Below are 12,067 nucleotides of genomic sequence, written 5' to 3' on the forward strand. Positions count from 1 at the left end.
ACCTCAGAGGCGAGGTCCGTCCGTGCCGGCCTCGTCGGCGTGGTGGCGGGCCGCCTCGATCTCCTCGGTCGGGCTCTCGCCGGCGGTCTGCTCCTCGACGGGCGTCGGCTCGTCGGTCGCGAGCGCGTCGATCTGCTCCGACTCCAGCATGCGCGGGAGCGAACCCGCCTCGGAGGTGTCGATGGACCCGAGGGGCCGGTCGGCGTCCGAGGTGTGCTTGGCGACCGGGGCGACCGCCTCCGGCTCGACGTCGGCCACCGGGTCCACGCCCGTGGAGTGACGACCGAGCGGCTCGGCGTCGGCCACCGGCGCGACGTCAGCGAGGGGGGCGACGCCCGCCACGCCTGCCACCGGGACGACCGGGGCCGCGTCCAGCGGGTCCGCGGACGTCGGGGTCCGGCTGGCCCAGGGGTCGTCGCCGACCTGGCTGGCCCACGGGTCGGTCGCGGGAGCCTTCTGCTTCTGCGACAGCCACCACGCGACACCGGCACCGACCGCGGCGAGCAGGCCGAGGGCGATGAGGGTGCCGCCCTTGCGCTTCTGGTGAGCCTTGGGAGCACCGGTGACGGCAGCGACGACGCCCTCGTCCTGCGCCAGCAGGCGGTCCTTGCCGACCTGGAGGTCACCGAGCATCGCCTGGATCTTGGGCAGCAGCTCCTCGTTGATGACGTCGCGCAGGTGGTCGACCCTGGGCGCGACACCCGCGACGCCCTCCTGGGCACGCGGCACGGCGGCGTCGATGCCGTGGTCGACACCGGCGACGGCCTTCGTGCGGGTCTTCTCGGCCCGCTCACGGGCACTGGCAGCCAGCGCCGCGACCAGGGCGGCACCCAGCCCGGCCTTCTCCTTGGCCGTGGAGCCGAGCTCCTTGGCGGAGTCGCCCAGCGGGCCGGAGCGCTCGACGAGCGACTCGCGGGCGTGGACGGCCTGCTCGCGAGCGTTGTCGGCGAGGTGCGAGGCCGCGACCTTGGCGGTGCCAGCGGCACCTGCCGCCGCGGCGGCGGTCTTGCCGGCCGTCGAGCCGGCCTGTTCCTTGGCCGCCTCCGCGAGACCGGCCAGCAGGCTGCCGGCCTCCTCGGCGCGGTGGTCGGCCGCGGAACGTCCGAGGTGGGCGGCCTTGCGTCCGTGCTTCGCGGCCTTCGTGGCGGCCTTGCTCGCGTCCGCACGGTCCTTCTGCGCAGCCTTGATCGCCTTGGCGCGCGCCTTCTGGGCGTGCTTCTTGCCCTTGCGGTCGTCCGCCGGCGCGGTCACCTCGGCGAGGGTGGCCACGACGGCCGCCCCCAGGTTCCGGGCGCCGATGGCGGCGGTGGAGCCGGCTTCGGCGGCATCCTGGCGAGCCTTGGCGGCCTCGGCGGCCGCGCGGTCGGCATCTGTCTTGAAGAACACAGCTGTCCCTCCTTGGGTTGTCTCCTCTCCATCCTGCCCCCTACGCTCCCGTGCCACCACCGCGGGGGGGTATGCCGTGCCGGGGGGCGGGTGCGGACGGGCCTCCGTGCGAGACTGGGGCCCATGAACGTCACGCTGCACACGAACCACGGCGACATCAACGTCGTCCTCTTCGAGAACGCCGCACCCAAGACGGTGGCGAACTTCGTCGGGCTCGCCACGGGTCAGAAGGAGTACAAGGACGAGGCCGGGCGCACCAACCCCGCCCCCTTTTACGACGGCCTCACCTTCCACCGGATCATCCCCGGGTTCATGATCCAGGGCGGCTGCCCGCTCGGCGAGGGCATGGGCGGGCCCGGCTTCACCTTTGACGACGAGATCAGCCCCGACCACAACTTCACCCAGCCCTACATGCTCGCCATGGCCAACGCCGGCAAGCGGATGGGCAAGGGCACCAACGGCTCGCAGTTCTTCATCACCGTCGACTCGACCACCTGGCTGCAGGGCAAGCACACGATCTTCGGCGAGGTCGCCGACCAGAGCTCCCGCGACGTCGTCGACGCCATCGCCGCGGTGAAGACCGGTGCGAACGACAAGCCGGTCGACCCCGTCGTCATCGAGCGCGTCAGCGTCGCCAGCTGACCACCCACCGCGCATGAGCACCCCCCCACCGCCGGGGCCCCCGGACACCCCGGGAGCCCCGGCGGCGCAACCTCCGGCACCGGTCTGCCCCCGGCACCCCGACCGTGTCTCCTACGTCAGCTGCCAGCGCTGCGGACGCCCGACCTGCCCTGACTGCCAACGGCCGGCGGCGGTCGGCATCCAGTGCGTCGACTGCGTCAAGGAGGGGGCCAAGGACGTCCCGACCCCGCGCACGCGCTTCGGCGCCCCCGCCACCGCCGCGAGCACGCCCTACGTCACCTACGGCCTGATCGGGCTGTGCGTGCTCGTCTACCTCGGCCAGCGCACGGTCCCGGGCCTGACCCGCGACCTGTCCTTCGTCGGGGTGCTGGCGGGCCTCGAGCCGTGGCGCTTCGTGACGACGGCGTTCGTGCACTCCCCCACGAGCCTGCTGCACATCATGTTCAACATGTACATCCTCTTCGCGTTCGGCCCCATCCTCGAGCGCACCCTGGGGCCTGCGAAGTTCCTGGTCAGCTATCTGCTGTGCGCCGTCGGCGGATCCCTCGGCGTGCTGCTGCTCTCCGCCCCCGACCCCGGCTGGTTCACCCAGGTGGTGGGTGCCTCCGGCGCCATCTTCGGGCTCCTGCTGATGTATGTCGTGCTCATCCTGCGGACGGGTCAGGTGCCCACCAGCCTGCTCGTGATGATCGGCATCAACCTGGCGCTGCCCTTCTTCGTGGGCGGGATCGCGTGGGAGGCCCACGTCGGCGGCGCACTCACGGGTGCGGCGATCGGTGGCCTGCTGTGGCTGACCTCGGCCCCCGGCCGCTCGCGGGAGGCGGTGCGGCGCCGCGCGCTCATCTGGCCGGCGCTCGCGGGCGTCGCCGTCCTGCTGGTGAGCGTGTCCGTGCTGCGGATCCTGCAGGTCCTCGGGCCCCAGGCCTTCGCCGTCCTGGGATGAGTTGTCCACAGAAACGAATGACATCGGTGTCATTTGTCCCCAGCTGGGGACATCCTGTGGATAACTCAGGAGGACCGGGGACGGTCAGCGCCAGCGGGTCGCCATGACGAAACCGCTCATGATCAGGCCCATGCCGATGGCGAGGTTCCAGTAGCCGATGGGTTCGATGGGCCAGTCGCCGGAGGTGATGTAGAAGATCGACACCCACAGCACGCCGAGGATCATCAGCCCGCTCATCACGGGCACGAACCACGACGGGTTGGAGGGCAGCTTCTGGGTCTGCGGGGTCAGCTGGCTGGCTCGCTGGGCGCGCTGCTTCGCGCCCTCACGGCCACGGGACTCGGGCACGACGGTCTCCTTCGCAGGTCGGTGCGGCCAGGATACGTGGCTAGGCTAGCGGTGATGACCACCACGCCCGAGGACCCAGCGGTCGCGCAGCCCACCGCTGCGCCTCGGCCGACCCACCGGCGCGCCCGCACCGCGGGTGTCACGGTCATCTGTCTCCTGGCCGGGGTCCTCTTCGGCACCAGCGCCTCGCTGGCCCGCGAGCGCACCCCCGCCTCGGGCGCGAGCGACCTGGTCACCCTCATCACCACGCGCGACCAGCAGGTCAGGCAGCTCAGCGAGGACGCCGAGGAGCTGCAGGCGGAGGTGGAGGAGCTGCAGCAGGGCGTGGAGACCCAGCAGCGGCGGGCCCTGTCGAGCAGCGCCGACGCCCTGGCCCCCGCCGTCGGGCTGGCCGCGGTCAGCGGGCCCGCCGTGAGCGTGACCCTCGACGACGCCGGCTACACCCTCGACACCCTTCCCGACGGCTACTCCGTGGATGACGTGGTCGTGCACCAGCAGGACCTGCAGGGCGTCATCAACGCGCTCTGGGCGGGTGGGGCCGAGGCCATCACGGTGATGGACCAGCGGCTCGTGTCCACCAGCTCCGTCCAGTGCGTGGGCAACACCCTCTACCTCCAGGGACGCGTCTACTCCCCGCCCTTCACCGTCACCGCCATCGGTGACCGCGACGCCCTGCACGCCGCCCTGGAACGCGACCCGGTCGTCACCACCTACCGCCAGTGGGCCGACGCGATCGGGCTGGGGTATGTCGTGCAGGACCTGGACGAGGTCGACATGCCGGCCTACGCGGGCAGCATCCGGCCTCAGGCCGCGCGGGTGGTCGAGCCGTCGACGCCCCAGGAGGAGCCCAGCGTCGGAGACTGACCGTGACCGACGTGGCCCGACGGGGCTGCACGGCCGGTCATCCCTCGTCCGGCGGGTCCGTCGGGGTCGCGGTGGTCGGCGCCGGGTCGGGCGTCGTGGGCTCGACCGGTGTGGTGGGCTCGACCGGTGTGGTGGGCTCGACCGGTGTGGTCGGCTGCACCGGTGCCGGCGGCTCGACCGTCACCGTCGTCTCCAGGACCTGGGTCTGGGTCTGGGTCTCGGTCTGCACCGGCTCCGTGGCCACGAGCAGCTCGATCTCGGTGCCCTGGTCGACCTTGTCACCGGCCTCGACCGACTGCTCGAGCACGGTTCCGGGGTCGGCCGCAGCCGTCCGCTGGGGGGTGATGATCCAGGTGAGCCGCACCTCGTTGAGCAGGACGACCGCGTCGTTCTGGTTCCTGCCGGTCAGCTCGGGCACCTCGACCTGGCCGCTGGAGACCGACAGGACGATCTCGCGGTCCGGCTCGACCTCGTCGTCGGCGGCCGGGTCCGTCGAGATCACCAGCCCCTTCTCCACGAGGGGGTCGTCGACCTCCTCCGCCTCTGCCCGGACGTTCGTGAAGCCGTCCCGCACCAGCCGGTCGCGGGCGGCCTGCTCCTCCATGCCGCTCACGTCGGGAACGGGGATGGCCTCGGGTCCGGAGGAGACGAACAGCTCCACCGTGGAGCCCTCCTCGAGGGTGCCGCCCGGCGGGTCCTGCTCGATGACCTCGCCCTCGGGGGCGTCGCTGCTGCGAGGGGTCGCATCCGGCACGACGAAGCCCAGGGCGATCAGCTCGGTCCGGGCCCGCGCCTCCGTCTGCCCGACGGTGCTGGGGACGGCGACCATCACCGGGTCGTCGTCCGCGCCGGGGCCCAGGACCTGGAAGAGCACCCAGGCCACGCCGGCCACCGCGAGCAGGGCGAGCACGCCGAGGAGGAGGGCCGCCCCGCGGTGCCGCCGCTCGCGCACCGGCATCTCGTCCGTGCGCTCCCACCGCTCGTCGTCCGTCGGCTCGCCCGGGTGCACCGGTCCGGTCCTGTCGAACCCCGGCACGGGTCCGGGCTCGCGCACCCCGCTGCCCTCTCCATACCCCTCGCCCCGCGGGACGGCCTGCGTCTCCGCACCCGCCCGCTCCGCGCGAGCGATCGCCGCTGCGCCCGCACCACCCACTGCGCCGAGCACCGCGCTGTAGCTGGCCAGCGCCGCCGCGGACACGGGCTCGTCGGCCCGCGCAGCGTTGAGGTCGGCGCGGAAGTCGCCGGCGGTCTGGTAGCGCTCGCCAGGCTTCTTCTCCAGCGCGTGGAGGGTGATCGCGTCGAGCGCCTGCGGCAGCACCGCGAGGTGGGTGGACGGCGCCTTGGGCGCCTCACCCAGGTGCTGGTAGACGAGCGCGACCGGGTCGCCCTGGAAGGGCGTGCGGCCCGCCAGCAGCTCGTAGAGCAGGCAGCCGACCGAGTAGAGGTCGGACCGCCCGTCGACGTCGAGGCCCTGGGCCTGCTCCGGGGAGAGGTAGCGGGCGGTGCCCATGACCGCCTGCGTCTGCGTCATCGTCGCGGCCGTGTCGGCCAGGGCGCGGGCGATCCCGAAGTCCATGACCTTGACCGCGCCGGCGGGGGTGACCATGACGTTGGCGGGCTTGATGTCGCGGTGCACGAGCCCACGCTGGTGGGCGTACTCCAGCGCCGACAGGACGGACGCGGTCACCCGTGCCGCCTCGTCGGGGTCGAAGACCTTGCGCTCGTTGAGCAGCTCGCGCAGCGTCTTGCCCTCGACGAACTCCATGACGATGTAGGGCACGTGGACCGGGCCCCCGCCGTACTCCAGGGTCGTCTCCTCGCCGGAGTCGAAGACGCCCACGATCGAGGGGTGGTTGAGCCCGGCCGCGGCCTGCGCCTCGCGCCGGAAGCGTGCGAGGAAGGAGGAGTCGCGCGCCAGCTCGCTGCGCAGGATCTTGATCGCGACGGTCCGGCCGAGGCGGAGGTCGTGGCCGGCGTGGACGTCGGCCATCCCGCCGCGGCCGACGAGCTCGCCGATCTCGTAGCGCCCACCGAGCACGCGTGGTTCTGCGGGACCGCTGGTCGGGGAGGGGACCCCCTGCGTCGGGTCGTCGGTCATGGCTGGACTCCTGCCTCAAGCATGGCCCGGGCGACCGGGGCCGCGACGAGGCCCCCGGTCTCCCCGGTCCAGTTGTCGGTGGCGGACTCGACGACGACGGCGACCGCGATCTGGGGGTCGTCCGCCGGCGCGAACCCGGTGAACCATGCGTGCGCGCCGCCGGTGTCGCCATACTCCGCGGTGCCGGTCTTGCCCGCGACCTGAACACCCTCGATCCGGGCGTTGACGCCGGACCCGGCCTCCACCACCGAGACCATCATCTCGGTCAGGGCGCTGGCGGTGGACGCGGAGACGGCTCGCGAGAGGGCGCGCTCCTCGGTCGCGTCGATGACCTCCAGGTCGCGGTTGCGGACCGTGTCCACCAGGTATGGCGTCATCGTCACCCCGTCGTTGGCGATGGCTGCCGAGATCATCGCCACCTGCAGCGGCGTCACCCGGACCTCGTGCTGGCCGATGCCGGTGAGGGCGACCTGGGCCTCGTCGGGGTCGTCGGGGTACGTGGACGGCGTGACCGTCATCGGCACGTCGACCGACTGGCCGAAGCCGAACTGCTCGGACTGCTCACGGAGCGCCTCCTCGCCGACCTCGCCGGCCAGCCAGGCGAAGGAGGTGTTGCACGAGACCTGCACCGACCGGGCCAGCGTCGGGCGGCCCTCCGGGTCGCAGGCCGCGCCACCGAAGTTCGGCAGCGTCGTCTCGGTCCCGGGCAGGGTGTAGGTGAGCCCCCCCTCGAGCTCGGAGTCCGCCTGGAAGCGGCCGCTCTCCAGGGCGGCCGCAGCGACCACGAGCTTGTACGTCGAGCCGGGCGGGTAGAGGTCGCCGGCGATCGCCCGGTTGACGAGCGGCTGGGCAGGGTCGGCGTTGAGCTCGGCGTAGGCCTCGTCGACGGCCGAGAGCTGGTGGCTGGACAGCGCGTTGGGGTCGAAGCTGGGACGGCTGACCATGGCCAGGATCGCGCCGGTGCGCGGGTCGAGCGCGACCGCTGCTCCGCGCCGGTCGCCCAGCGCCTCCACCGCCGCGGCCTGGACGGCCGGGTCGATGGTCAGCTCCAGCGTGGCGCCCTGGGGGGGCCGGCCGGTGACGACGTCGACGAGCCGCTGGTAGAAGAGGCTGTCGTCGCTGCCGGAGAGCACCCCGTTGCTCGCGCGCTCCAGGCCCAGCCCGGCACCGTAGGTGAAGGACCAGTAGCCGGTGACGTGGGCGTAGCGGGTGGCCTGGTCGTAGATCCGGATCCACGCCAGGTCGCCGTCGGCGGCCTCGGACCGGGCCACGGCGGTGCCGTCGACGAGGATGGCGCCGCGCTCGCGGGCGTAGGACTCGATGAGCGTGCGCCGGTTGCCTGGCCGCTCGCGCAGGTCGTCGGCGGTGACGAACTGGATCCAGGTGGTGGCCAGCAGCAGTGCGGTGAAGAGCACGAGGACGACGAGCGCCAGTCGACGGATGGGCGTGTTCACCGGGTCACCTCCCGCGGGTGCGCCTCGTCCTTGGTCGGGTCCAGGCGACGCTCGGAGACCGGCCGGCGGGCGTGGTCGCTGATCCGCAGCAGCAGCGCGACGATGACCCAGTTGGCCAGCAGCGAGGAGCCGCCCGCCGACAGGAAGGGGGTCGTCAGGCCGGTCAGCGGGATGACGCGGGTGATGCCGCCGACGATGACGAAGACCTGCAGGGCGACCGTGAAGGACAGCCCGGCCGCGAGCAGCTTGCCGAAGCCCTCCCGGGCGCCGATGGCGGTGCGCAGCCCGCGCTGGACGAGGAGGGCGTAGAGGGTCAGGAGGGCGAACAGCCCGATCATCCCCAGCTCCTCGCCGAAGCTGGCGACGATGTAGTCGGAGTTGGCGAAGTAGGTGATCCACGGGTGCCCCTGGCCCAGACCGGTCCCGAAGATCCCGCCGTGCGCCAGCCCCATCAGCCCCTTGGCGACCTGGTCGGACTGCTCCGGCGCGAACGGGTCGAGCCACAGCGTCACCCGCCGCTGGACGTGGTCGAAGACCTGCCAGGCGAGCACCGCTCCGCCGACGAAGAGGGACAGCCCGATGACGATCCAGCTGGTCCGCTCGGTCGCGACGTAGAGCATCGCGACGAAGAGCCCGAAGAAGAGGAGCGAGGAGCCGAGGTCGCGCTGCAGGACCAGCACCATGACCGACAGGCCCCAGGCCACGAGGATCGGGCCCAGGTCGCGGGCGCGCGGCAGCTGGAGCCCGAGCACCCGGCGGCCCACCAGCGAGAGGGCGTCACGGGTGCTGACGAGGTAGCCGGCGAAGAAGACGGTCAGCGCGATCTTGGCTAGCTCGCCCGGCTGAAGCGACAGCCCGCCGACCCGCACCCACAGGCGGGAGCCGTTCACCTCCTGGCCGACGACGGGCAGCATCGGCAGCAGCAGCAGCACGAAGCCGAGCGCCATCGCGATGAAGGTGTAGCGCCTCAGCACGCGGTGGTCGCGCACGACCACCAGCGTCGCGGCGGCCGCGACGATCGCCAGGCCGGTCCACAACAGCTGCCGGGTGGCGACCGCACCGCCCCCGGTGCCGACGTCGATGCGGTGGATCATCACCAGACCCAGCCCGTTGAGCAGGGTCGCGAGCGGCAGGAGCAGCGGATCGGCATACGACGCTCTCCACCGCAGCACCACGTGCAGCCCGAGAACGAGGGCGGTCAGGATCCCCACGTGCCACCACATGTCCGGCGGCAGCGCGCCGGACGTGGCGATCCCGACGTTGGCGTAGGCCAGGGTCACGATCGCCAGCGCGAAGAGGGTCAGCAGCAGCTCGGCGGCCCGACCGCGCGGCGGGCGCTGGCTGGTGACCGTCGAGGGGCTCGGGTTCGCGGCGGTGCTCACGGGCAGGACTCCGGGTAGACCACGCGGACGGTGGGGGTGGCGTCGTCACCGGTCGGGCGTGCCGTGCCCGTGGCGGACCCCGTGGCAGCGTCAGTCGCCCCCGTGCCGCCCAGCCCCACGCCGGCGTCCAGCGGGACCCCGAGCGGCACGCCGAGCGTCGGGAAGACGGTAGCGGTGCTGGTGGTCGTGATGGTGTCGGGGCCCTGCGTCGGCACGGCGGTGAGGCTGTCGGGGTCGACGGTGATCGCGACCGCTCCTTCGGGCACCTCGGTCGTGGTCGTGCCGTCGGGGAGGATGACGAGCGGGGTGCAGCCCGCCTCGGCCAGCGCCCGCAGCTCGGCCACGATCGTGTCGGCCCCGGCGCGGTCGTCGGCCGTCAACGTCCGGCGCACCTGGTCCTGGTAGTAGGTGGGCAGCGCGGCGGTCCGCACGTCGGTCTCCTCCTCGGGCTCGCTCAGCGACAGCGGGCCGAGGTCCTGGGAGACGCCGCGGAAGATCGTGACCACGCCGGCCTGCTCGCCGACGTAGTACTGGTCCTGGCTCCACGCCCACGCCCACCACCCCGCGGCACCGAGGACGACGAGCACGGAGGCGGCGATGGCCAGCCGCCGCAGCCAGCGCAGGACCGGGCTGCGCGGGCCCTCCTCGGCGAGCACCGGCTCGCCGGCCCCGAGGGCGGGCACCCCGTGCGCCTCGCGGTGCAGCGCAGCGGCCTTCTCGGCCGGGGTCAGGTGTCCGAGGACCTGGGTGCCGCGGCGCTGGCTGGCCGCGCCGACGACCTGCGGCTTCGTGGTGCCGGCGCCGGCGTGCACGGCGTCGGCGACGATCACCGTCACGTTGTCCCGGGTGGCGCCGCGCAGCGCGATCTGGATCAGCTGGTCGGCGACCTGCCCCGGGGTGAGGCCGGTCTGCGCCAGCAGCTCGCCGACCGTCTCCTCCGCGACGTAGTCGGTGAGTCCGTCGCTGCACAGCATGATCCGGTCGCCCTGACGCAGCTCGCGCATCGACAGGTCGGGTGCGTCCTCAGGACGACCGGTGAAGACCCGGGTGACGAGGGAGCGCTGCGGGTGGTGCCGCGACTCCTCCTTGGTGATCCGGCCCTCGTCGAGCAGCTTCTGCACGAACGAGTGGTCCTTGGTGATCTGCGTGAGCCTCCCCCCGCGCAGCAGGTAGGCCCGCGAGTCCCCGATGTTGGCGACCGCGAGCTTGGTCCCGGTGCGGACCATCGCGATGCAGGTGGTGCCCATCCCGTCGGAGTCGGGGTAGACCTCCATGACGTCGGCGAGCCGGTTGTTGGCCTCTTCCAGCGCCTGCTCGAGCACGTCGAGAAGGTCGTCGGCGCCGTGCGACTCCCCGTCGAGGTGGACCAGCTCGCCCACCACCAGGGAGGACGCGACGTCACCCGCGGCGTGCCCGCCCATCCCGTCGCAGAGCACCAGCAGCTCGGGCCCGGCGTAGGCCGAGTCCTCGTTGCGGGACTTGCTGCCGAGCCCCACGTTGGAGCGGGCGGCGTAGCGCAGGGCGACGGGCATGGGTCAGCGACGCAGCTCGAGGACGGTCTGGCCGATGCGGATCTGGGCACCCGGGTCGAGGCGGGCACCGGTGCCGATGCGCTCGCCGTTGACGACGGTGCCGTTGGTCGAGCCGAGGTCGTCGGCGTACCAGGCGTCGGCACCGGGGTAGATCCGCAGGTGCCGCCCCGAGGCGTAGTCGTCGGTGAGGACCAGCGAGCACTCGGGGTTGCGGCCGACGAGCAGCCCGCCCTCGTGCAGCGGGATGGAGGTCCCCCGCAGCCCCCCCTCGGTGACGACGAGGTGGGTCGGCTGGTGCTTGCGCTGCTTCCGCTCGCCCCGCGACTCCCGCCTGCGGGCGGGGCCGGCGCTGCGGGTCATCACGCGGGTGCCGTAGAGGTCGCCGCGCAGCGTCCCGACGACGGAGAAGATGAAGGCCCAGAGCAGCACGATGACGCCGAGCCGCACCAGGTTGAGGGTCAGCTCACCCATCTACCCCTCCAGACGGAAGGTGAGATGAGTGCGTCCCATCGTCACCCGGTCACCGTCGCGCAGGACCTCCGAACCCACCTTCTCCCCGTTGAGGTAGGTGCCGTTGGTCGAGCCGAGGTCGCGCAGGATCACCTGCAGGTGCGGGCCGTCGTGGGTGATCCGCACCTCGGCGTGCCGGCGCGAGACGCCCGGGTCGTCCAGCACGACGGTGACGTCCGCGTCGCGCCCCAGCGTGGTGACGGCGGCGGTCAGCGGCATCGGCCGTCCGTCGACCTCCAGGACCGGGCGCGGGCCTCGGTTTCCCCGTGCGCGTGCAGGTGGGGCCTCGGCGGCGAACGCGCGGGTATGCGGTTCGCCGGGCTCCTCGCGCACGTCGCGCTCGGAAGCGGGCGCGCCCGGTCGGCGCGGCTCGGGCCGCCGGTAGGCGGCGTCCCGGGCCTCGTCGGGCCGCGGGTCGGGCCGCGGGTCGGGCCGCACCCCGGGGTCGCGGTCGGTGCGTGGCTGGGCCTGGGCGTACTCCCGGGCACTGCCCGCGGCACCGGCGCTGCTGCGTCCGTCCTTGGCCGCCGGCCGGACCCGGAAGATGCCGGTCTCGAGGTCGGCGCCGGAGACGAGGCGGACCGCGAACGGGCCGGGCGCGACATACCGCTGCGCGTCCGCGTGGTCCTCCGCCGCCGCGACCAGCTCGTCGGTGAGGGCGGTGGAGTAGGAGGAGAGCCGCTCGTAGTCGGACTCGGCCAGCTCGATCGTGAAGACGTTGGGCACCATCGTGCGGCCCGGGCCCAGCACGGCGGCCCGGTCGTCCATCGCGCCGCGCATCGCGGAGGCGATCTCGACCGGCTGGACCTCTGCCTTGAAGACCCGCGCGAAGGGTTGCTTGACCGCGCGCTCGAGCCCGCGCTCGAGCTTGTCGAAGACTCCCACGGCCTCTCCTTCGTTCGGTGCTG

At 72.9% G+C, this 12,067-nt stretch carries 11 protein-coding genes; 3 read left to right on the top strand and 8 right to left on the bottom strand.

Annotation, left to right across the window (positions count from 1 at the left end):
• Positions 1–3: 3 nt before the first annotated feature.
• Positions 4–1,386, bottom strand: coding sequence for a hypothetical protein (locus ACI3ET_RS04540; RefSeq protein WP_405031775.1), 1,383 nt, complete (start codon positions 1,384–1,386; stop codon positions 4–6).
• A gap of 123 nt (positions 1,387–1,509) precedes the next feature.
• Here ACI3ET_RS04540 and ACI3ET_RS04545 point away from each other — a divergent pair, with 123 nt between their 5' ends.
• Both ACI3ET_RS04545 and ACI3ET_RS04550 read left to right on the top strand, forming a co-directional pair.
• Positions 1,510–2,028, top strand: coding sequence for a peptidylprolyl isomerase (locus ACI3ET_RS04545; protein WP_405031776.1), 519 nt, complete (start codon positions 1,510–1,512; stop codon positions 2,026–2,028).
• 13 nt (positions 2,029–2,041) lie between these two features.
• Positions 2,042–2,971 carry a rhomboid family intramembrane serine protease gene (locus tag ACI3ET_RS04550; protein WP_405031777.1) on the top strand — a complete coding sequence of 310 codons (930 nt, stop codon included), beginning with the start codon at positions 2,042–2,044 and terminating at the stop codon, positions 2,969–2,971.
• A gap of 84 nt (positions 2,972–3,055) precedes the next feature.
• On the opposite strand, the gene ACI3ET_RS04555 is transcribed toward ACI3ET_RS04550, so the two are convergent.
• Positions 3,056–3,319 (bottom strand): cell division protein CrgA, encoded by a 264-nt coding sequence (locus ACI3ET_RS04555; RefSeq protein ID WP_405031778.1) that lies wholly within the window; start codon positions 3,317–3,319, stop codon positions 3,056–3,058.
• 54 nt (positions 3,320–3,373) lie between these two features.
• On the opposite strand from ACI3ET_RS04555, the gene ACI3ET_RS04560 reads away from it, so the two are divergent.
• On the top strand, positions 3,374–4,183 hold the full coding sequence (locus ACI3ET_RS04560; protein WP_405031779.1) for a DUF881 domain-containing protein: 810 nt from the start codon (positions 3,374–3,376) through the stop codon (positions 4,181–4,183).
• 37 nt (positions 4,184–4,220) lie between these two features.
• Here the strand turns inward: ACI3ET_RS04560 and pknB are convergent, their stop codons facing one another.
• The 6 genes from pknB to ACI3ET_RS04590 are packed head-to-tail and all read right to left on the bottom strand — an operon-like array spanning position 4,221 to position 12,044.
• On the bottom strand, positions 4,221–6,281 hold the full coding sequence (gene pknB / locus ACI3ET_RS04565; RefSeq protein ID WP_405031780.1) for a Stk1 family PASTA domain-containing Ser/Thr kinase: 2,061 nt from the start codon (positions 6,279–6,281) through the stop codon (positions 4,221–4,223).
• Positions 6,278–7,735 carry a peptidoglycan D,D-transpeptidase FtsI family protein gene (locus ACI3ET_RS04570; protein ID WP_405031781.1) on the bottom strand — a complete coding sequence of 486 codons (1,458 nt, stop codon included), beginning with the start codon at positions 7,733–7,735 and terminating at the stop codon, positions 6,278–6,280. Before ACI3ET_RS04570 ends, pknB begins: the two co-directional genes overlap by 4 nt.
• Positions 7,732–9,123, bottom strand: coding sequence for an FtsW/RodA/SpoVE family cell cycle protein (locus tag ACI3ET_RS04575; RefSeq protein ID WP_405031922.1), 1,392 nt, complete (start codon positions 9,121–9,123; stop codon positions 7,732–7,734). The genes ACI3ET_RS04570 and ACI3ET_RS04575 overlap by 4 nt, the downstream gene beginning before the upstream one ends.
• Positions 9,114–10,649, bottom strand: a complete 1,536-nt coding sequence (locus tag ACI3ET_RS04580) for a PP2C family protein-serine/threonine phosphatase (RefSeq protein ID WP_405031782.1) — start codon at positions 10,647–10,649, stop codon at positions 9,114–9,116. Before ACI3ET_RS04580 ends, ACI3ET_RS04575 begins: the two co-directional genes overlap by 10 nt.
• 3 nt (positions 10,650–10,652) lie before the next feature.
• Positions 10,653–11,120 (bottom strand): FHA domain-containing protein FhaB/FipA, encoded by a 468-nt coding sequence (locus ACI3ET_RS04585; protein WP_405031783.1) that lies wholly within the window; start codon positions 11,118–11,120, stop codon positions 10,653–10,655.
• Positions 11,121–12,044 (bottom strand): FhaA domain-containing protein, encoded by a 924-nt coding sequence (locus ACI3ET_RS04590; RefSeq protein WP_405031784.1) that lies wholly within the window; start codon positions 12,042–12,044, stop codon positions 11,121–11,123.
• Between the last annotated feature and the right edge of the window lie 23 nt (positions 12,045–12,067).

The organism is Ornithinimicrobium jinqii, from assembly GCF_045032595.1.
GTDB lineage: Bacteria > Actinomycetota > Actinomycetes > Actinomycetales > Dermatophilaceae > Ornithinicoccus.